The organism is Mesorhizobium sp. M1334 (assembly GCF_040317995.1).
Classification (GTDB): Bacteria; Pseudomonadota; Alphaproteobacteria; order Rhizobiales; family Rhizobiaceae; genus Mesorhizobium.
In genome coordinates this window covers 50,694-71,131 of the sequence record NZ_JAMYLM010000019.1, presented here as the reverse complement: position 1 = coordinate 71,131, position 20,438 = coordinate 50,694, and the positions used below count along the sequence as shown (strand labels likewise).

Sequence of the window (20,438 nt, the reverse complement as noted above, 5' to 3'; positions counted from 1 at the left end):
TTCGACTAGAAGAGCATATCGAAGAACCACGTCCGTAGCTAGTCGGGCTACCCGGAACCTCCTACTCCCGGGCCTTCCTACAAAGCGCGACAAGTCCCCCGCATGAGAGTATATTGATCATGGTGCAGGTCGCGGTTTGCGTGGGCCAATCATGCAGAACGGCAGCACCGTAAAACGCGACCTTACCGGACCTGGTCTGGAGGAATGGTCATGGCAAGCTTTCACGTGATAGCAGGCGCCAGCGAGACGCTGGAACACACCAGAATTCGAAAAATCGGTGTCTCCGATCTTTTTGATGCGCTCAGGCGTGGCGTCGATGATTTCATGGTCAAGCCGTCGCACATCGTATTTCTCTGCCTGATCTATCCGATTGCCGGAGTCGTGCTTGCTGTCTGGACATCAGGCAACAACACGCTGCCGTTGCTGTTTCCGCTTGTGTCCGGCTTTGCGCTGATTGGTCCGTTCGCGGCGATCGGCCTTTATGAGATTAGCCGGCGGCGGGAAGCCGGGCTCGACGCCTCGTGGAGACACGCCTTTGAGGTCAGGAGTTCTCCAGCGCTGCCGGCTATTGCAGCGGTCGGCGTCATGCTGCTTGCGATCTTCATCGCCTGGCTTTTGACGGCCCAGATATTTTACGAGACCCTGTTCGGCCCGGCGCCGCCGCAATCGCTGTCCAGCTTCATCAGTGAAATATTCGCCACGGGACGCGGCTGGACGCTCATCATCCTGGGTCACGCCATCGGCTTCGTGTTCGCCGCGGTTGTGTTGTGCACCACGGTCGTCGCATTCCCGTTGTTGCTCGACCGCGATGTCGGCGCCTACGAAGCCATCCACACCTCGGTGCGCGTTGTCCTGGCCAACCCGATCGTGATGGCGGTGTGGGGCCTTATTGTCGCCGTCGCCCTGATCATCGGATCGCTGCCAGTGTTCGCCGGGTTGGCAGTCGTGCTGCCGATCCTTGGCCATGCCACCTGGCATGTTTACCGGAAAGTTGTGGAATCGCCGCCGGCCACCAGACCGTGAGTTGAAAAAATGCACTCTGCCCGCACCGGCGAAAGTGCCGGTGCGGGCAGGGTGAGGCAGAGCTTTCAATAGGCGGGGTGGCTGAAACGGGCCTGGCGCGCGTCCTTTGTCAGGTCGCGGAAATCTTTGCCGCTCACATGCACAAGCGTCTTGTGGTCGCCGCCCTCGAAATAGATTTCGGGAGCGTCGCCGAGGCTTTCATCGAGAACCACTGGCACACCATAGGCAGCGCCGATCGGCGGCACAGCGCCGACGTCGCAATCGCCGAACAACGAGACCACCTCGTCTCTTCGGAGGCAAGTCCAAGAGGCTTCTCCATGACATCCTGCAATGTCGCGAGTTCTATCCTGTGCGTGCTTGGAACCACGGCGAGCGCATAGCCACGGTCGTGGTGAACGACCACCGATTTGGCCATTATGCTGCCGGGCACATGTGCCGCAATGGCGGATTGTCTGCTTGTCGCGGTGCGGTGATGCTCGACGGTGTCGTAGGAAATTCCTTTCCTATCGATGAAATCCTTCAGTCTGTTTGCGATGGTCATCTTGGGCGCCCCTTGCTGGTGTTCGCGACGCATGTGGAAACGCCGGCATCGCCTGTCGTCTCCGATACCAACTGAAATGGACCAGCCGTGGATTGTTTCAAGGCTAAGCCTCAAGGACCGGACCACCTGGATCCGGATTGCATGTCAGGGCCCGGCCCCGAAAAACGCCATTCGGGTGAGCAGCGTGTAGTCCGCTTCGAAAACCATCATCGTCACGAACACCAGCACCAGCACCGGCGGCAGGATGATCGCGTATGTCAGCGCCAACCGTTCCCAGGCCATGTGCATGAAGATAGCGACGATCAGTCCGGCCTTGAGCATCATGAAGATCAGGATCAGCGACCATCTGAGATAGCCATGGAGACCGAAATAGTCGACCAGATAGGAGCAGGTGCTGAGGATGAACAGCCACGCCCACACCACCAGATAGAGCTTGATCGGGTGCTCCTGATGAACCTCCGCCGGGGTAACGCCGGTCGTCGTCGCATCATGCCTATGGGCGCTGTCCAATGCGTGTTGTCCCAGGCCGTTTGCGGTTGCTTCAGCCATGTCCTGCCTCTCACCAAAGATAGAAAAATGCGAAAATGAACACCCAGACCAGGTCGACGAAATGCCAGTAGAGCCCCATGATTTCGACGTTTTCGTAGCGGCCCCTCCGGCTGGTGAAGAAGCCGGGCCGTCCGACATCGAAATCCCCGCGCCAGACCTTTCGCGCCACGATGATCAGAAAGATCACCCCGATCGTCACATGCGTGCCGTGGAAGCCGGTAATCATGAAAAAGGATGCGCCGAACTGTGCAGCGCCCCAGGGATTGCCCCAAGGCCGCACGCCCTCGGTGATCAGCTTGGTCCATTCGAAGGCCTGCATGCCGACGAAGGTCGCGCCGAGTGCTGCGGTCAAGAGCATCAGGACTGCCGTCTTGCGGCGGTCGCGGCGGTAGCCGAAATTGACCGCCATGGCCATCGTTCCGCTGCTCGAGATCAGCACGAAGGTCATGATGGCGATAAGGATCAGTGGAATATCGGAGCCGCCGATGCGCAGGGCGAAGACCTCGCTCGGATTGGGCCACGGCACGCGTGTTGAGATACGCGCGGTCATGTAGGAGAGCAGGAAGCAGCCGAAGATGAACGTGTCGCTGAGCAGGAAGATCCACATCATGGCCTTGCCCCAGGACACGTTTTTGAACGCCCGCTGATCCGAGGACCAGTCGGCGGCGATGCCTTGCCAGCCTGCGGGCCGCGGCTCTGTTCGGCCGATGTGGGCCAGTGTCGTCTCTGCCATCCGCCCGTTCCTCCTAGGTCAGCAACCCTCGGCAAATGTCGATTAAAGTCGAAGCCCAGCCGGCCAGAAGCGCAAAGATGGCGAGCCAGACGAAAAGCAGGAAATGCCAGTACATCGCGCACAGCTCGACACTGAGGCGAAGCCGCTGCGGCTGCGCTCCGTTCCAGGCGCCGACGCTCGTTCTGCCCAGCCCGACCAGTCCTCCCAGTATATGCAGGCCGTGCATTCCCGTTAGCAGGTAGAAGAAGCTGTTGGCCGGATTGGATGCCAGAAAATAGCCGTCCGCACTCAGTTCCCGCCATGCCACAAGCTGTCCAATCAGGAAGACGAGCGCCGTGAGTCCAGCTGTGGCGAGGCCGAGCCTGACCATGTCCACTTGACCCTTGCGCGCCGCGAGCGAAGCGCACTGTATCGCAATGCTGCTCAAGACCAGTACGCCGGTGTTAAGCCAGAGCAGGGGCGGGAGGGGCAGCGGCCGCCAATCCGACAGCGCCATGCGCATGAAGTAAGCACTGGTGAACAGCGCGAACAGGCAGCCGACGACGGCAAGGAAGACGCCGAGACCGATCTTTGCGGTGGGCAGCGCCGATCGGTCCAGAGCGACAAAATCCCCGGCCATACCTTGCTCGAGCCACGGCTTCGTCATTAGCCGCTGATGGGAAAGCCACCACCCAGCAATACCGGCGATCACGAGCAGGAAGACCAGGATTACGCTCATGCCGGCTCCCTGGAGGGCGCGAAGGAGCCCGGAACGTTTTGTGGTATGAAGTCCTCCTTGGCTCCCGGTACGCTGTAGTCATAGGCCCAGCGATAGACGATCGGCAGATCCTTGCCGAAATTGCCGTGGGCGGGCGGTGTTTGCGGCGTCTGCCACTCGAGCGTCGTTGCCCGCCACGGATTGCCGCCAGCCTCACGGCCATGGCGGATGCTCCAGATGAGATTGAACAGAAACACAATCTGGGCAAAACCGACCATAAAAGCCATGATGCTGATAAACGAGTTCAGGTGGTGGGCCGATTCCGTCATGATCGTCATGTCGGTCAATTCGTTGTAGCGCCGCGGCACGCCCATCAAGCCGAGATAGTGCATGGGAAAGAAAATCAGATAGGCGCCGAGAAAGGTGATCCAGAAGTGGAACCGGCCCAGTGTCTCGTTCAGCATCCGGCCGGTGACCTTCGGGTACCAGTGGTAGATCGCCCCGAAAATCACGAGGATCGGCGCGACCCCCATGACCATATGGAAATGGGCAACGACGAACATGGTGTCCGACAGCGGAACGTCGACAACGACATTGCCGAGAAACAAGCCAGTCAGCCCGCCATTGACGAAGGTGACGATGAAGGCGAGGGCGAAAAGCATTGGAATGGTGAGGTGGATATCGCCGCGCCACAGCGTCAGCACCCAATTGTAGACCTTGATGGCGGTCGGAACGGCGATGATCAGTGTCGTGGTGGCGAAGAAGAAGCCGAAATAGGGATGCATGCCGCTGACATACATATGGTGCGCCCAGACTACGAAGCTCAACGCGCCGATGCCGACGATGGCCCAGACCATCATGCGGTAGCCGAAGATGTTCTTGCGCGCATGGGTGCTGATCAGGTCGGACACGATGCCGAAGGCCGGAAGCGCAACGATGTAGACCTCCGGGTGGCCGAAGAACCAGAACAGATGCTGGAACAGGATCGGGCTGCCGCCGCCGTGCTGCAACTGTTCGCCCATCTCAACGATCGCCGGCATGAAGAAGCTGGTGCCGAGCGCCCGGTCGAGAAGCATCATCACGCAGGCGACGAACAGCGCCGGGAAGGCGAGTAGCGCCATGACGGTGGCGGTGAAAATACCCCAGACAGTGAGCGGAAGGCGCATCAGCGTCATGCCGCGAGTGCGGCCCTGCAGCACCGTCACGACATAGTTCAGGCCGCCCATAGTAAAGCCGATGATGAACAGGATCAGCGAGACGAGCATCAGGATGATGCCCCAGTCCTGGCCGCCGGGCGTACCGGTCATGATCGCCTGCGGCGGATAGAGCGTCCAGCCGGCACCCGTCGGTCCGCCGGGCGCGAAAAAGCTCGACACCAGAACCAGCACGGCCAGCAGATAGATCCAGTAGCTCAGCATGTTGACATAGGGAAAGACCATGTCGCGAGCGCCAACCATCAGCGGGATCAGATAGTTGCCGAAGCCGCCCAGGAAGAGTGCGGTGAGCAGGTAGATCACCATGATCATGCCGTGCATGGTGATGAACTGGTAGTAGGCTTCCGGGGTGATGAAATCGAATGTGCCGGGGAAACCGAGCTGCAGCCGCATCAGCCAGGAAAGCACTAGCGCGACCATGCCGATCGCCGTCGCCGTCGCCGAATACTGGATGGCGATGACCTTGGCGTCCTGCGAGAAAACGTATTTCGTCCACCAGCTGTGCGGATGGTAGAGTTCCATTTCCGCGACTTCGGCCGGCGGTACCGCATCTGCAGGTGTGATATCGACCATAATAGGAACACCTCCGTGCCCTTTTCGGCCAGCCCGACAGTTCGGGCTTGCCGCACTATTTTCAATCCCGACGGCGCACCGTCGTTCCGGTTTCCTACTCTGCCGAGCCCATCTGTTGGGGCGCGGACAGCTGCGCAAAAGTCTGCTGCTGGCCAAGCCACGCCAGATAGTCTTCCTGCGTATCGACCATGACCACGCCATGCATCATCGGATGTCCCTGGCCGCAGAGTTCGGCACACAGGACCTGGAAGGTTCCGGTCTTGGTCGGAGTGAACCAGAAATAGGTGACCGAGCCCGGGATCATGTCCATCTTGGCGCGGAATTCCGGCACGTAGAAATCGTGCAACACATCGATCGAGCGGAGCAGCATCTTGACCGGTTTGCCAACCGGGAGGTGCAGGTCGGCCGCTTCCACTACGACATCGTCCTGGCCGTTGGCATCGGTGGCGATGACGCCGAGTGGATTTTCAGCGTTGACGTCGCGAGTGTCGGATGTGCCGAGCTTGCCGTCCTTGCCGGGCAGGCGGAAACTCCATTGCCACTGCTGGCCGACGACTTCGACCTCTGTTGCGTCGCTTGGAACGTTAACGAACCGGCTCCAGACGAACAGGCCAGGAACGAGCAAAGCCGTGACGCCAACCGCGGTGACGACCGTCAGCCAGGATTCCAGCCGCCTGTTCTCAGGTTCATATGCCGCCTGATTGCCTTCCCGATGACGGAAGCGGAAGACGCAATAGGCCATGAAAAGAACCACGGCGGCGAAGACGACGCCGGTGATCCAGAAAGTTATGATGATGGTGTTGTCGATATAGTCCCAGTTCGAGGCAATCGGCGTCCACCACCATGGGCTCAGGAAGTGGAACAACACCGAGCCCACGACTATCAGAACGAGTACAAGCGCAACGGCCATGTCCCGGTTCCTCCCGGTATTCCAAGCGGCGCAAGCCGTCCCGGGAAATACCAAGTGCATCATAACTTGATTTGCGATGAAAATTCTAGAGCCGGCTGTGGGAAGGGCAAAAATACCATTTCGCGGCGCTGGCGGTCCTTCGGTTCGGCGGTGACAGCGGCAGGCAATGGCGAGCACGCCGAATGCGCCTCGCAGAACCACCGGAACGGCGATCGCCGGGGATCCCTTCCACCTGCTCGACCGACAGCTCGACGAAGGGAGCGGCGCCACCTTATTTGCCGGCAGATGTCACCCGCCAAACTGTGTTGCCGACGTCGTCGGCTATGAGCAGGGCCCCGGTTTTGTCGACAGCCAGGCCGACAGGCCGGCCGCGCGCCTTGTTGTCCTTGTCCAGGAAGTCGGTCACCACGTCGGTAGCGACGCCGCTAGGATGGCCGCCGCTGAATGGTACGAACACCACCTTGTAGCCATTGAAGCGCGTGCGGTTCCAGCTGCCGTGTTCGCCAACGAAAGCGCCGCCGCGATATGCCTCGGGGAGGCTGTTTGCCGTATAGAAGGCCAGTCCCAGAGGGGCGACGTGGGAACTCAGCGCATAGTCCGGAACGATCGCTTTCGCGACCAGGTCCGGACGCTGGGGCATGACGCGGGGATCGAGATGCTGGCCATAATAGCTGTATGGCCATCCGTAGAAGCCGCCATCCTTTACCGAGGTCAGATAATCCGGCACGAGATTGGGGCCGAGCTCGTCGCGCTCATTGATCACGGCCCAGAGCGCCCCGGTCTGCGGCTCCCAGCTCAGGCCGTTTGGATTGCGCAAACCGCTGGCGAAAATGCGCGACCGGCCGGTGGCCCTGTTTACCTGCCAGATGGCGGCGCGGTTCTTCTCGGCCTCGATGCCGTTTTCGGCGACGTTGCTGTTCGAGCCGACGCCGACATAGAGCAGTGAGCCGTCGGGGCTTGCCACCAGGCTCTTCGTCCAATGGTGGTCGATCGGGCCGCCGGGCAGGGCGGTTAGCGGCGTTCCGGGCGCGGTGATCTTTGTGTCACCAGTGTTGTAGGGATAGCGGACGATGGAATCGGTATTGGCGACGTAGAGATCGCTTCCCACCAGCGCCACGCCGAAGGGCGAGTTGAGGTGGTCGAGGAAGACGCTGGTCAGCTCCGGCTTGCCATCGCCGTCGGTGTCGCGCAGCAGCGTAATGCGGTTGCTCGGGCCGCTGTCGCCGCCCGAGGTGACCCAGGACTCGATCCAGCCCATCACCAAATCCTTGGGCCGTTTGATCGGTTCGCCGCCCGGCGCCTTGGACTCGACCACCAGGACATCGCCATTGGGCAGCACATAAAGCGACCGCGGATGCTGCAAGCCGTTGGCAAAGGCCTGGATCTGGAGCCCCTGCGCGACGGTCGGCTTTTCGTCGTTCTTCCACCCGACCACGGAAGCGAGATGCATGGGCGGGAAGAAATATTGGATCGGCTCCGGCAGTTTTGGATTCGGCCCTATCTGACTGCTGGGATCCGGGTCGTTGCCACTGCACGCTGCAAGAGCGATCGCCGCAGTGCAAGTAAAGATGGACGCCGCGATGCGCCCGGCTTGTCTGATGGAGCTTGCTACGCGCATCAATCCGCCACTCCGACGTGATGCCGGTAAACCATGGACCAGCCCAGCCAACCGGTGAAGATGAGGATGACCACGACAACCGCCGAGAGGATCAAGCCGGTGGGAACGATGGAGGTCCATGCATCGCGGGTGTGCACGAGCATGTTGATGATGGACAACGCCAGCGCCAAGAGATTGCCGAGCACGTGCGGCCAAGCGGGGGGCTGTGCCCTTACCAGCGGATTGGCCAGGAAATCGATCAGCCCCGCGATCGCTGCAAGGCAGCCCATGATCACGCCGACGGTAACCAGCCAAGCGGAGAAGTCAGCCCACATCATCTCCGCTGTTCGCCAGTAGGCCAGATCCGTCAGCAGGGTGCCGACGAAGCAGGCGATCGGAAACGGCACCAGCATCGGATGAATAGGATGTCCCGCAATCCTGGCCGTCGAACGCGGATTGTCACCGACCATGATGCGCCATCCTTCTTGGTTCTCGTCCAGACAACCGCCTACCCGGCCTCCGGCGGCTGTTGCCGAGAGGCCGGCAGACGACCGATCGATCTGTCAGGCCCAAAAAGGGCGCTGGCTGGCTGCGCCTGCTAGGCGGCCGACTGGGTCGGCGGGTTCTGATACATCATCCAGAGTTCGATCGCCGCCAGCACGGCGACCAGAATGCCGATCACGACATGCACGGTCATTGCCGTTGTCGCTTGGAATCCAAGCACCCAGGGCGATACGAGAACCCACAGTCCGACGACCAGATTCACCCACTCTTCCCACACGGCAAATGCTGCGAGGGCGGCAACCGAAAGCACGACGATCAAGATTCCGCTGCCGAGGGCGTTCTGCGTCTGCGGGCCTGCCGCAAACGTGAAGATCCAGGGAGAGAAGAACAGAATTGCCCCAAGGATCAGGTTGGCTACGTCACAGAGCCTGGCGTTTGTCCACTGGTTCATGGCATCCTCCATGGGGAGCGTTTATGGCTCCCGAGTTCGGCAAGGTGGTGCCTGAGTTCGGCGAGATGCGCCCGAAGCCGCTCACTCCGTGTCACGGTAGTGCCCTGCCCGGCTGGAATTCCGCATCTGGCGGTACTCCAGCCAAATCCGGCTATCTAACTGAATTCCGGGCTTTATGTTCCATTCGGCACCGGCACGCCTGGATCACTTGGTGGTGATCGAGCGATCCAAAGCTTCGGCGCCTAGCTCATTCTGTCTTTTTATCGAGCCGGTGAAACATTTCTCAGGGATCGCAGTTCTTGGATCCAGAGGAGTTGAATAAGGGCAACCTGCTTGCACGGGAGGAACACGGACGGCACAACTATAAATACGCTCTGCATAGAATACTTCGCAACGAGAAGCTCTCGCTTGTCTTGGTTGCCCCCGAAGCTTGTTTGAAAGACGGCGGTCGCCGCCGAAAAGATTTTCTAAATGAAAATAGCCCAGATCGCGCCGCTAACCGAATCCGTGCCGCCCCGAACCTACGGTGGAACCGAGCGAATTGTTTCGTATCTGACCGAAGAACTTGTCCGACAGGGCCACGAGGTGACGCTGTTCGCCAGCGCCGATTCTCGTACCTCAGCCGAGCTGGTGCCGTGTTGCGACGTTGCGCTGCGCCTGAACCCCAGGGTCCAGGACGGTGGTCCGCACCACGTTATGATGCTTGAACGGGTGCGCCGGCGAGCCGATGAATTCGACGTTTTGCATTTCCACGTCGATGTTCTGCACTTCCCCATTATTCGGGATTTTGCCAGACGAACGGTTACCACGCTTCACGGCAGGCTCGACCTGCCCGATCTGGCGCAACTTTATGCTATGTTCAACGATGTTCCCCTGGTCTCGATCTCCTTCGACCAGCGCCGGCCCGTGCCGCCCGTCAATTGGATTGGAACGGTGCATCATGGCCTGCCCCGCGATCTTCTGCCATTCCACCGGAACACCTCTGGCTATCTTGCGTTTCTCGGTCGCATCTCGCCGGAAAAGGGGCCGGAAGCGGCCATTGAAATAGCAGTGCGGGCGGGGTTTCCCCTGAAGATCGCCGCCAAGATCGACAAGGTGGACCAGTCGTTCTGGAAGGAAAGGGTCGAGCCGCAAGTGCTGCGGCATTCGAACGTGGAGTTCATTGGCGAAATCGATGAGCGGCAAAAGGCGGATTTTCTGGGCAATGCGAAAGCGCTTTTGTTCCCGATCGACTGGCCGGAACCCTTCGGGCTCGTGACGATCGAAGCAATGGCCTGCGGTACGCCGGTGATTGCGTTCCGGCGTGGCGCCGTCCCGGAGATCATCGATGACGGTGTGTCCGGATGGATCGTGGATACGGTGGAGGAAGCTGTGGGCGCGCTCCGGCGCATAGACAGCCTCGATCGCGCACGAGTGCGAAAGACGTTCGAGAAGCGGTTCACGGTCGAGCGCATGTGCAGCGATTATGTGGCACTCTACCGAGCACTCACGAGCGGCATGGCAGACGCAGTTGACCCCACAAACGAGCTCTCCAGAAACATCGCGATGGTGGCCGTGGGGGGCTGAGGAACCGACTAATCCACATGCAGACCACGACGGTGACGTCAGGGGGGCACCTGCGGGGTCTTGTCGCCGGGCACGGCGACTGCGCCAGAAGCTTTTGATCAGCAGCAAGCTTTCCCGGGGCTATGGCTTTCGCGGTGGCACACTGCCGCCGCCCAGTCCGGATTGACGCGGGATACTTTCGCTGCAAAGGTACTTTAACGACTTGTTTACCATGCGTCAGTCAGGGGTGGGGGGAATTTGGAACGGTTTTTGGGTGCGAACCGCCTTAACTGGGATGATCGGGCCGAACTGCACTCGACCGACACAACGGGCAGCTACCACATCGAGAATGTGCTGGCCGGCGGATCCAATCTCTATGAGCTGGAAACGCGCGAGGTCGGCGATATTGCCGGCAAGGATATCGTCCACCTGCAGTGTCACATCGGCCTCGACACGATCAGCCTGAAGAATCTCGGCGCAGGCAGTGTGACGGGGCTCGACTTTTCACCGGCGGCGATCGCGGCGGCGCGGGATTTTGCTGCGAAGGCAGGCACCGACGTGCGCTTCGTGGAAGCGCCACTGTTCGAAGCGGTGGAAGCGCTCGGTCGGACCTTTGACATCGCTTACGTTACATGGGGCTCGGTAAACTGGCTGGACGACGTTTTCCGTTGGGCGCGGGTGGTTGCCGACCTCCTGAGACCCGGCGGCCGTCTCTACATGGCCGAGGGCCATCCATTGATGTTTCAGTGCGATCGAAAGGCCGCGGCCCTGGAATTGAAGCACGACTGGCGAACGCCGATAGCTCGACCGCTCGCCTGGAACGAGGAACTGACCTACACCGGCGATGACCGCATCTTGAAGCATCCTCGCTATTATGAATGGATCCACCCGATCAGTGACGTGGTGAATGCGCTGATTTCAGCTGGTCTGACGCTCGATTTTCTCAATGAGCATGACACTGTTTCGTGGCAGCACTTTTCATTTGCCGTGCGGGCCGGCAAGGATATGTACGGCTTGCCAGAGAACTCTCCCAAGATACCGATGGCCTATTCCATTGGCGCGACGAAGCGCAGCATCGGCAAGATACCATACCTTGTGTCTCCCAAGGCGATCGAGGGGCACTAGTCCAGGTCGACGCTCCTGAGTACTCGGGTCGGAGCGTCGAAGTTTGCAATAGCTCGCGCTCCTCGATCTTCCGACGGATCGCCGGCGCCAGCGCATCTCAACTCAATCAGTGGGACCATGTCAGTGGAAGTCGGCAGCTGGCTCCAACCGCTCGGGCCTGCAGCATCAGCAACGGTCGGAAGTGCAAAAGCTCTAAGGGGCGTGAAGGTGACATTAAACATTGAAAGCTAATGTTCCTCATCGGGTCGACCCGGGAACCTGAAATGGCACTTGAGGAATCGCCTATTGGCTTTTTTCCGCGCTAAGTTCGGCGGCATCAAGGAGGTCGTCTTTTCGTCGGCAAACATTCCGGCGGCGATCGCGCTTATCGTCATACTTATCAGCGCCGCGTTCGCGGAGCACCAGAACAAAGTCGTCTCGGACCAGGCCGTCCGTGCGGACGTGTTGACCAAGGTCAATCTCATCCGCGCCAAGCTCGAAGGCAATATCAACGGAAACCTTCAACTCGTGCGTGGATTGGTCGCCGCGGTCGTGACCGAGCCTTATATGGGACAGCAACGCTTCGCCTCGCTGGCGAGCAATCTATTTGGCGCCGACTCGCAATTGAACAATATTGCCGGCGCGCCCGATCTGGTCGTTTCCCTGATGTACCCGATGGAGGGTAACGAGCAGGCGATGGGCCTGGACTACCGCAAGAACGAGCGGCAGCGTGCGGCTGCGCTAAGGGCGCGAGACGAACGCAAGCTGGTGCTTGCCGGTCCCGTCGAGCTGAAGCAGGGAGGACAGGGCTTCATCGGCCGCTTTCCGGTTTTCGTGCCGAGCGTGGGCAACACGGAAAGGTTCTGGGGCATTATTTCCGCCGTTGTCGACGTGCAGCGCCTTTACAAAGCGAGCGGCATGCTTGACGACGATCTCGGGATCGACATCGCGCTGATCGGCAGGGACGCCCTCGGTCACCGAGGTGGTCAATTCTACGGCAATGAGGAGATCAGCAAAAGCGATCCGGTGACGGCTGACGTTTTGCTTCCTTCCGGCTCGTGGCAGCTCGCTGCCATTCCCAAGAACGGCTGGCCTTCGACGCCAAGTAACGCATGGTTGTTGCGCGCGATCATGGCGACGGCCGGGGCCTTGGTTGTGTTCCCCTTCCTGGTCACTGGTCGTCTGATAGGCGAAAGACAGCGCAATTATGCGGAGTTGCGCCGATTGTCACGACGCCTTGAACTCGCTCTGGAAGCTTCGGCTATCGGGGTTTGGGAACACGATCTCGCGACCAACGAGCTTACATGGGATGAACGCGTCAATGAAATATATGGCAAACCAGCGGGGGAGCACCGGGGCTACACAGACTGGGCGGGAGCGATCCATCCAGATGATCTGGCTGGCGCCAACGCAGATTTCGATACGGCGGTGGCCAGCGGACGACCATATTTGTCGGAGTACCGGATTGTGCGCCCGAATGGCGAGGTCCGTCATGTTCGGTCCAAGGCGATCCTTTACCGGGCCACAAACGACACCCCAAAAATGATCGGCGCGGAATGGGACGTGACTGCCGACGTCCTGCTGAACAAGGATCTGGTTCGCGCAAAACAGCTGTCGGAGTCGAAAAATGCAGAACTCGAGTCGGCCAAGGCGCGCATAGAGCACATTGCGCTTCATGACTCGCTGACCGGCTTGCCCAACCGGCGTTACCTCGACCAGGTACTGGAAGACTACGCGGCAAATGCCAGGCGCTCAGGCGGGCGTGCGGCACTGCTTCACATCGATCTGGATCGGTTCAAGCACATCAACGATACGCTGGGCCACGCCGCCGGTGACGCGATGCTGGTTCACGCGTCGACAGTCCTCAGATCGAAGGTCGGCGACGAAGGATTCGTCGCCCGCATCGGAGGAGACGAATTCATCGTTCTGTGCGTGGTACGCGACGATACCAAGCAACTGGCGCTGCTTGCCGATCGGGTCATCAGCCAGATGCGCGAGCCCGTCTACTATCAGGGCCATCGGTGCCGTTTTGGCGTCAGCGTGGGTATAGCTGTCGACAACGGAAAAAATGTCGAAGCCAAACACCTGCTGGTGAACGCAGATATCGCGCTTTACCGAGCAAAGAGCCGTGGGCGCAATCGATACGAATTCTTCACTGACGCGATGCAAAGCGAAATCGTCGATACAAAACGGATTGCCGACGAAATTCTCGGCGGCCTCGAGCGCAACGAGTTCATCCCGTTCTACCAGCCCCAATTTGACGCAAAGACGCTCGAAATCGTTGGGGTTGAGGCGCTGGCGAGGTGGCGACATCCAGTAAAGGGTATTTTGGCGCCCGACATCTTCCTGAGGATTGCAGAAGAACTGAACGTCGTCTCGATCATCGACCAAGCCATATTGAAGCAATCGCTTTCGGATTTCGAAGAGTGGTCCACTGCAAAATTTAACATTCCACGGGTGTCTGTCAATGTCTCGGCGAGGCGCCTTCAAGACGAGGAGCTCATCAAGAGCCTGCGAGAACAAGATATCAAGAAAGGAACAGTTTCGTTCGAGCTTGTTGAGTCAATTTTCCTGGACGAGAACGACGATCTTGTCACGTGGAACATCGAGCAAATAAAAGAACTGGGGATTGACATCGAAATAGACGATTTTGGTACCGGCTACGCTTCGATGGTCAGTTTGCTGAAGTTGCAGCCGCGCCGGCTGAAGATAGATCGGCAGCTGGTCACCCCAATCGTCAAATCGCCGCAGAGAAGGCAGGTTGTCTCGTCAATCATCGAAATCGGCAAATCGCTGGGTATCGAGGTCGTGGCGGAAGGCGTCGAGACGATGCAGCACGCACGGCTACTCAAGGGCCTGGGCTGCGACATATTGCAGGGTTATGCCTTCGGCCACCCGTTAGACTCCGAGGGACTTAAGACATTTGTCCGATCGCGGCGCCTGCGCACGGCCAGCTGAGCCTCGGCGCCAGAATTTATCGAGCCGACCGCCTTGAGGTTGCGGTACATAGGCGCACAGCGGACAAAGCTGAAAACAACGCCAAACCTCAGATCAGCAGCAGGCCCTTCATGCTGGAGTGGCCTTTCCTGCCGATGATGATGTGGTCGTGAACGGCAATGCCAAGCGGTTTGGCCGTCTCTATGATCAGCTTGGTCATCTCGATGTCGGCGCGCGACGGCGTCGGGTCTCCCGACGGATGGTTGTGCGCCAGAATGATCGCCGTGGCAGAGAGCTCCAGGGCGCGCCTGACCACCTCGCGCGGGTAGACCGGTGTGTGGTCGACGGTGCCGACCTGCTGCACTTCGTCGGCGATCAGCGCGTTTTTCTTGTCGAGGAACAGGATGCGGAACTGCTCGCGCTCCTCGAAAGCCATCACCGACCGGCAGTATTCGAGAACCTGCGTCCAGGTCGACAACAGCTCGCGGCCGGCGATCTCGCCGCGCGCCATGCGCTGCGCCGTTGCCGCAACCACCTTGAGGTCGAGCGCCACCGCCGGGCCGATGCCCTTCACCTCCTGCAGGCGCTCGACGGGCGCGCCGAGGACCTCGGCCAATGTACCGAAGCGTGCCAGCAAGGCCTTGGCGACCGGCTTGGTGTCGGCGCGCGGGATCAGCCGAAACAATAGAAGCTCGAGCAGTTCGTAGTCGGGGAGGGTGTTGGGACCGGCGGCGAAGCGCTCGCGCAAGCGATCGCGATGGCCGAGATAATGCGGCTTGTCGGCGGCCACCGCCTTCGCGGGCGATCGCACCGGCCTTTCGGGAAAGAAGGCCCGCTCGTCGTCGTCACCGTTCATGGCTGCCCACCCAGCATTTGCCGGGCGAGGTAACGCCCGATCTGCCAGACACTAGGCCCGCAGGCCGGGGCGGTCGAGGTTTTTTGGCGACAGCGTGAAGATCTCGCAGCCGGTTTCGGTGACGCCGATCGTGTGCTCGTACTGCGCCGACAGCGAACGGTCGCGCGTCACCGCGGTCCAGCCGTCCGACAGCACTTTCACATGCGGCCGGCCGAGATTGATCATTGGCTCGACGGTGAAGATCATGCCCGGCCGCATCTCGACGCCTTCGCTGGCGCTGCCGTAATGCAGGATGTTCGGCGCGTCGTGAAACAGCCGGCCGACGCCGTGGCCGCAGAAATCGCGCACCACCGAGCAACGCTCGGCTTCGGCATAGGTCTGGATGGCGGCGCCGATGGCGCCGGTGCGGGCGCCCGGCTTGATTGCCGCGATGCCGCGCATCAGGCACTCATACGTGACTTCGAGCAGCCGCTCCGCGGCACGCTTGATCGTGCCCACCGGATACATGCGCGAGGAGTCGCCATGCCAGCCGTCGAGTATATAGGTGACGTCGATATTGACGATATCGCCATCCTTCAACGGCTTGCTGTCGGGTATGCCGTGACAGACGACGTGGTTGATCGAGGTGCAGGATGATTTCGTGTAGCCGCGGTAGTTGAGTGTCGCCGGAAGCGCGCCATGGTCCATGCCGAACTCGAAGACGAAGCGATCGATCGCTTCGGTGGTGACGCCGGGCGCCACCATCGATACCAGTTCGTCGAGGCAGCGCGCGGTGAGATCGCAAGCCTTGCGCATGCCGATAAAGCCTTCCTCGTCGTAAAGACGGATCTGGCCGGTGTTTCTGAGCGGTGCCGTGGCGGCGTCGAGATAGGTGACCATTTTTATCCGTCTGCAGGGATGCGAGGGCTGGATGAGCCCCCGCCAGAGAAATCTCCCCAGATTTGGCACTGGAAGGCGCAAGGTTCAAGGACGAACTGCCGGCGACGACCGAAGACCGGCGATATTCAGGTCTTTGGGGCACTCTCCTTGCCTGTAGCTGCCCATGCTCCCGACCGGTTCATTTGGCTACCGCAGTGACGACACATTTCTAGGTGAGAAGTCGGCCCAAGCATGAAGCCGCCACGGCAACTTTTTGTGCCGAACGATGTTGCTGCGGGGGTGTCGGTTCGGGAGAGGTCGAATGGACAGACTGCAATTTGCGGTGCCGGTGCGTATCGCGCCTGTGCCCAGCCAGCCGGTCGAGGAAATCTACAGTGTCGAGCAGGCGCTCGATTTCCTGCAAACGTGGCCGGTTCGCCGGAAGGGGCCAACCTACCAGGCCGCGTTCAATGCCTGTTTTGGCGCCACGGTGGACATCGTCGAGACCGAAGACGCATGCCGGGCCTTCATGGCCTTTTGCCGGGTGAGCGGCTTGCTTGCCAGGGACATGATGGTTCCTCCGCGCAAGCGCGGCGGCGAGGCGAGGGGGCTGAGGGCGTAGGGAGCCGTCGACACGATCCGCAGTCTGTCTTCGCCCCTTTGCTGACACCCCCTCAGAGTGGGTAGGGTCCAGCCACGCTTGCCAGCATCACGCTGGCGATAGACATATGCCAAGTTGAAATTGCTGGTACGCCCAAGGGGAATCGAACCCCTGTTACCGCCGTGAAAGTCGTCCCTTTTGCCCTTTCCCGAATGCTCGTGAACGTGTATAACATATTGAAAGATATATGTTTATTCCACGGATATTCACGCCCGTTCATAGGCGTTCACGTCACGCTTATTAGGGAAAACTTGGGGGACGTTCTGAAATGGCTCGCACCGTCAAAGATGCTCGACTGGACACCAGGGCGGCCCGAATTGCCCTGCCGATGCAAGACAAACCGCATTGGCGGATGATCGAAGAGGGCTTTCACGTCGGCTATCGGAAAGGTCCGCGCGGCGGCAAATGGCAGTCCCGGATTTTCGTCGACGGCAAATACGTAGAGAAGGCTATCGGGACAGCAGACGACACGGCAGACGCCGACGGCGCCATCATCCTTTCTTGGTCTCATGCGCAGGCGGAGGGCCGCACGTGGCGAGAGAAGGCGCTGCGAGAGGCGAGGGGGCATGGCCGGGCAAGGGCCGCCTATACGGTCTCAGACGCGCTCACGGACTATCTGGCGGACTGCGAGCAGTGCGGCAAGAAGGACATGCGCGGCGTCAAGCAAACCATAAAGGCGAGGATTGAACCGGTGCTGGGTTCGATCGAGGTCGATAAGCTCACCACCAAAAAAATCAAGGAATGGCAAACCGATCTATGGCTGGCCCCTGCGAAAAACCGGGGCGGCAAAGAGATCGCAAGGGAGAGCGATCCGAGGGCGCGGAAAGTCACGGCCAACAGGATTCTGACGACCTTAAAAGCTGCCTTGAATCTCGCGTTCTCCGAAGAGCTTGTCGACAGCGATCTGGCATGGCGGAAGGTCAAGCCGTTCAAAAATGTCGAGATTGCGAGAATTCGATACCTGTCCATTGATGAGCAGCGGCGGCTGGTCAACGCCTGCGAACCCGAATTTAGGGCCCTGGTTCGCGGTGCCCTATTTACCGGCTGCAGGGTGTCCGAGCTTGGCCGGCTTCGTGTCAGCGACATCAATCTGGACGCAAACACAGTCCACGTGCTGATTTCCAAATCCGGCAAACCCCGTCATGTCGTCTTGGGTGACGAGGGCGTTGAGTTCTTTAAGACGGCGATCGCTGGCAAGCCGGGTCACGCCATCGTCTTTCCGTTTCGTGGTCGTGAATGGCAGAAGTCGGAGCATTTCCGACCGATGGTCGAAGCGTCGGATGCGGCCAAAATTACGCCGCGGGCTCGCTTTCATGATCTTCGCCATAGCCACGCCAGCGCATTGGCCATGGCGGGCGTGCCCATGGGCGTCATTGCCACCCAGCTTGGTCACTCTGACACCCGAGTGACCGAACGCCATTATGCGCACTTGGCGCCGTCGTATGTTGCCGACACCATTCGGGCTCACTTCCCTAAATTAGGCATTGGCGAAAAGAGTAACGTGACGGCAATAGCGGCAGCGCGGTGACACCGCCGTTCATTTCACCTTGACGAGATTCATTGCGGAACCCTATATCCATTCCAAGCGCTGATTCGCTCGCGCTAAAAGGGTTCGCGACTTCGCGAACGGGCATCCAACCCAGAGAAATCAACAGTCGTGGCAACACGGCATTTCTGGGAGATCCACGTGACGCGAAAACCTGCTTACACAATCGAAGAGCTTTTACAGATTCATCCAGGTGGGCGAACTCGCCTGTACGACGCCATCAAAGCCGGCCAACTTGTTGCTCGGAAGATCGGTCGTCAAACCATCGTCCTTGACGACGAGTATACGGCCTATCTGCAGGCGTTGCCGAAAATTGAACCGAAGCGTGAGCCGGTGTCATGACCGGCGCCGACGAACTGTCCCGCCTCAAGGAACAGGCGATGAACATGCGCTTACGCCTGGAGAACCTCCTTTGCCAGCGCGAGGCCGCGCTGGAAGGAGGCGGCCTCGTTCCTGCCCCTGCCGAGATCGACAAAGCCCGCGACCGCCTCGAGGCAGCTGAGCGACTTGTGGACGCGCATGTGCGCATGGCGGTGCGAGCATGACCGTCAACGATATCGTCGGGGCCGTGGCGATGGCACGCTGGTTGCTGGACGCGAAGGATCCGAAAGCGACCTTCTACGCAATGCTACCCGCGGTGACTGATCAGACGTCGTGCGAAATCAGCGATAGCGAATTGTTCGAATTGGCCATGGCCATTGCTGGATTCGGCGCGATCGTCCGCGGCGACTTCACTGGATTACCGTCCTTCGGTGAAACGTCGCCATGAGTAAGCCGCTCCGTGAGCCACGACACGTCCGGCTCTACCACTGGCTCTTAGAGAGCCCTGCATATCAGTCGCTGGACGTCTACGGCAGAGCCCTGCTGGTTGAGTTCAAGAAGCGCTACAACAGTGTCAACAACGGCAATATCGCCTTTAGCGGGAAGGAGATGGAAGCGGCGCTCAGTTGCAGCAACAAGCCGGCCGATCGTGCACTTTCGGACTTGATAGACCGTGGTTTCGTCAAGGTGGCGAAGAAGGGCCATTTCGATTGGAAGAGACAGGTCGAAGGCGGCAGCCGAGCGAATACCTGGATCCTCACGGAATATCCGATTGACTACCCGACACATAGCGCCATGCCGGCGACAAAGGACTTCATGAAATGGCGCCCGGCGAAGGCACTGCAGAAAAAAACGCGGGGTGACGAGAGCACCGCAATGGGGGGACGACGGCACCGCATTCCGGAAGGCATGGGGGGACGAGAGCACCCGAATGGGGTGACGACGGCACCCGATATGACGCAAAAGCACGACGTCAATGGGGGTACGAGAGCACCACCATATAGTATACCAGGTGAGGTGGTGGGTTCGGTGCGCCTTCCGGCCAAGAGGGGAGAGGCTGCGTGAAACAGCTAGACCTCTTTGAATGGACCCCGTCTAGCCAAGCCCGGACCATTCTCCCATTCCCGCAGGACCGGCGGACGGGTGAGATACGGCGTGTCGCCGATCTCATCCAAAAAAAGAAGGGCAGAGCAGCTGAGCGGCTATGGCAGCACCAGATCGATCAAATCCGCCGCCAAATGACGAGATCGGGTTTCTCGGCAGACGAGATCGAAGCCGGCGTCTCGTCATTCCACTGCGCTGTACAATCGGAACTAGATCGTGCTGCATGGGTGGCCGGCGGCGAAAAGGCCCGTCCTGGCGACGGCGCGGGCCGAAGGTGAAAGGAAGTCTCATGATCGCTGCACTGGTACGACGCGGCTGGCACCGGACGCTTTTGGCAATTGACCGATGGCGGTTGCGGCGGCCGCGATGACCTAAAAGATAGTTTCGGCCCGTCGAAAACCCCTGGCGCCGTTCGAGTTTCGGTGGATGCCAAATATAGTGTTAACAGAAATCTTTCCTCTAGGGGTGGTGTAATCGACGGTTGCGAGTCAGTATCGCTGAGAAAGATCGATTTGAATCACAAGCCGAATCAACCCCGTCCTGCTACCCTGCAGTGGCGGGTTTTTTATTGGTCCGGATAGGCGGGCGTTTTATGAAGGACCGTTCGCAATACGAGGCCAAGCGCCGGGCTTCGCAACCGTGGCGGGCTTGGTATCGGACCAAGGAATGGTTTGCCACTCGATCACGGCAGTTGAGGCGGGAGCCTTACTGCGC

Annotated in this window: 21 protein-coding genes and 1 pseudogene; 11 read left to right on the top strand and 11 right to left on the bottom strand. The window is 59.8% G+C overall.

Annotated elements, in window-relative coordinates:
• Positions 1-210: 210 nt before the first annotated feature.
• On the top strand, positions 211-1,023 hold the full coding sequence (locus NKH17_RS25465; RefSeq protein WP_352899246.1) for a DUF2189 domain-containing protein: 813 nt from the start codon (positions 211-213) through the stop codon (positions 1,021-1,023).
• 65 nt (positions 1,024-1,088) lie between these two features.
• Here the strand turns inward: NKH17_RS25465 and NKH17_RS25460 are convergent.
• The 9 genes and pseudogenes from NKH17_RS25460 to NKH17_RS25420 form a co-directional block, all read right to left on the bottom strand.
• Positions 1,089-1,564 (bottom strand): annotated as a pseudogene (locus tag NKH17_RS25460) (aminoacyl-tRNA deacylase).
• 144 nt (positions 1,565-1,708) lie between these two features.
• Entirely contained in the window at positions 1,709-2,113 is a 405-nt protein-coding gene (locus NKH17_RS25455) for a cytochrome C oxidase subunit IV family protein (RefSeq protein ID WP_352479772.1), read from the bottom strand.
• Between the two features lie 10 nt (positions 2,114-2,123).
• Complete coding sequence (locus tag NKH17_RS25450) at positions 2,124-2,846, bottom strand: heme-copper oxidase subunit III family protein (protein WP_254818344.1); 723 nt, start codon at positions 2,844-2,846, stop codon at positions 2,124-2,126.
• A 13-nt stretch (positions 2,847-2,859) separates the two neighbouring features.
• A complete protein-coding gene (locus NKH17_RS25445) occupies positions 2,860-3,564 on the bottom strand; it encodes a cytochrome c oxidase subunit 3 (protein ID WP_352899244.1) in 705 nt (234 codons plus the stop codon).
• A complete protein-coding gene (ctaD, locus tag NKH17_RS25440) occupies positions 3,561-5,330 on the bottom strand; it encodes a cytochrome c oxidase subunit I (RefSeq protein WP_254818346.1) in 1,770 nt (589 codons plus the stop codon). Before ctaD ends, NKH17_RS25445 begins: the two co-directional genes overlap by 4 nt.
• A gap of 94 nt (positions 5,331-5,424) precedes the next feature.
• Positions 5,425-6,240 (bottom strand): cytochrome c oxidase subunit II, encoded by an 816-nt coding sequence (coxB, locus tag NKH17_RS25435; protein WP_254818347.1) that lies wholly within the window; start codon positions 6,238-6,240, stop codon positions 5,425-5,427.
• A gap of 271 nt (positions 6,241-6,511) precedes the next feature.
• A complete protein-coding gene (locus tag NKH17_RS25430; RefSeq protein WP_352899241.1) occupies positions 6,512-7,858 on the bottom strand; it encodes a PQQ-dependent sugar dehydrogenase in 1,347 nt (448 codons plus the stop codon).
• Positions 7,858-8,307: a DUF2231 domain-containing protein gene (locus NKH17_RS25425; RefSeq protein ID WP_352899239.1), complete on the bottom strand. Its 450-nt coding sequence runs from the start codon at positions 8,305-8,307 to the stop codon at positions 7,858-7,860. Before NKH17_RS25425 ends, NKH17_RS25430 begins: the two co-directional genes overlap by 1 nt.
• A gap of 128 nt (positions 8,308-8,435) precedes the next feature.
• A complete protein-coding gene (locus NKH17_RS25420; RefSeq protein WP_254818350.1) occupies positions 8,436-8,792 on the bottom strand; it encodes an SPW repeat protein in 357 nt (118 codons plus the stop codon).
• A 471-nt stretch (positions 8,793-9,263) separates the two neighbouring features.
• Between NKH17_RS25420 and NKH17_RS25415 the strand changes: the two genes are divergently transcribed.
• From NKH17_RS25415 to NKH17_RS25405, 3 genes are all read left to right on the top strand, one after another.
• Positions 9,264-10,358 (top strand): glycosyltransferase family 4 protein, encoded by a 1,095-nt coding sequence (locus tag NKH17_RS25415; protein WP_352899237.1) that lies wholly within the window; start codon positions 9,264-9,266, stop codon positions 10,356-10,358.
• Positions 10,359-10,607: 249 nt separating this feature from the next.
• Positions 10,608-11,462, top strand: a complete 855-nt coding sequence (locus tag NKH17_RS25410; RefSeq protein ID WP_352479767.1) for a class I SAM-dependent methyltransferase — start codon at positions 10,608-10,610, stop codon at positions 11,460-11,462.
• 357 nt (positions 11,463-11,819) lie between these two features.
• Positions 11,820-14,399: a bifunctional diguanylate cyclase/phosphodiesterase gene (locus tag NKH17_RS25405; protein WP_352899287.1), complete on the top strand. Its 2,580-nt coding sequence runs from the start codon at positions 11,820-11,822 to the stop codon at positions 14,397-14,399.
• A gap of 88 nt (positions 14,400-14,487) precedes the next feature.
• On the opposite strand, the gene radC is transcribed toward NKH17_RS25405, so the two are convergent.
• Positions 14,488-15,234 (bottom strand): RadC family protein, encoded by a 747-nt coding sequence (gene radC, locus NKH17_RS25400; protein ID WP_023720155.1) that lies wholly within the window; start codon positions 15,232-15,234, stop codon positions 14,488-14,490.
• Between the two features lie 51 nt (positions 15,235-15,285).
• Entirely contained in the window at positions 15,286-16,113 is an 828-nt protein-coding gene (gene map, locus NKH17_RS25395) for a type I methionyl aminopeptidase (RefSeq protein WP_254818354.1), read from the bottom strand.
• 301 nt (positions 16,114-16,414) lie between these two features.
• On the opposite strand from map, the gene NKH17_RS25390 reads away from it, so the two are divergent.
• The 7 genes from NKH17_RS25390 to NKH17_RS25360 all read left to right on the top strand — a co-directional run bounded on the left by NKH17_RS25390 (position 16,415) and on the right by NKH17_RS25360 (position 20,002).
• Entirely contained in the window at positions 16,415-16,714 is a 300-nt protein-coding gene (locus NKH17_RS25390; RefSeq protein WP_352899235.1) for a DUF982 domain-containing protein, read from the top strand.
• A gap of 307 nt (positions 16,715-17,021) precedes the next feature.
• On the top strand, positions 17,022-18,281 hold the full coding sequence (locus NKH17_RS25385; protein WP_352899233.1) for a tyrosine-type recombinase/integrase: 1,260 nt from the start codon (positions 17,022-17,024) through the stop codon (positions 18,279-18,281).
• A 159-nt stretch (positions 18,282-18,440) separates the two neighbouring features.
• On the top strand, positions 18,441-18,641 hold the full coding sequence (locus NKH17_RS25380) for a DNA-binding protein (protein WP_352899231.1): 201 nt from the start codon (positions 18,441-18,443) through the stop codon (positions 18,639-18,641).
• The gene (locus NKH17_RS25375) at positions 18,638-18,844 is read left to right on the top strand and encodes a hypothetical protein (RefSeq protein ID WP_352899228.1); all 207 of its coding nucleotides are present in this window, start codon (positions 18,638-18,640) and stop codon (positions 18,842-18,844) included. Before NKH17_RS25380 ends, NKH17_RS25375 begins: the two co-directional genes overlap by 4 nt.
• Positions 18,841-19,068: a hypothetical protein gene (locus tag NKH17_RS25370; protein WP_352899227.1), complete on the top strand. Its 228-nt coding sequence runs from the start codon at positions 18,841-18,843 to the stop codon at positions 19,066-19,068. Before NKH17_RS25375 ends, NKH17_RS25370 begins: the two co-directional genes overlap by 4 nt.
• Complete coding sequence (locus tag NKH17_RS25365; protein ID WP_352899225.1) at positions 19,065-19,685, top strand: hypothetical protein; 621 nt, start codon at positions 19,065-19,067, stop codon at positions 19,683-19,685. The genes NKH17_RS25370 and NKH17_RS25365 overlap by 4 nt, the downstream gene beginning before the upstream one ends.
• Positions 19,682-20,002 carry a DUF6074 family protein gene (locus NKH17_RS25360; protein WP_352899223.1) on the top strand — a complete coding sequence of 107 codons (321 nt, stop codon included), beginning with the start codon at positions 19,682-19,684 and terminating at the stop codon, positions 20,000-20,002. The genes NKH17_RS25365 and NKH17_RS25360 overlap by 4 nt, the downstream gene beginning before the upstream one ends.
• Positions 20,003-20,438 lie beyond the last annotated feature (436 nt).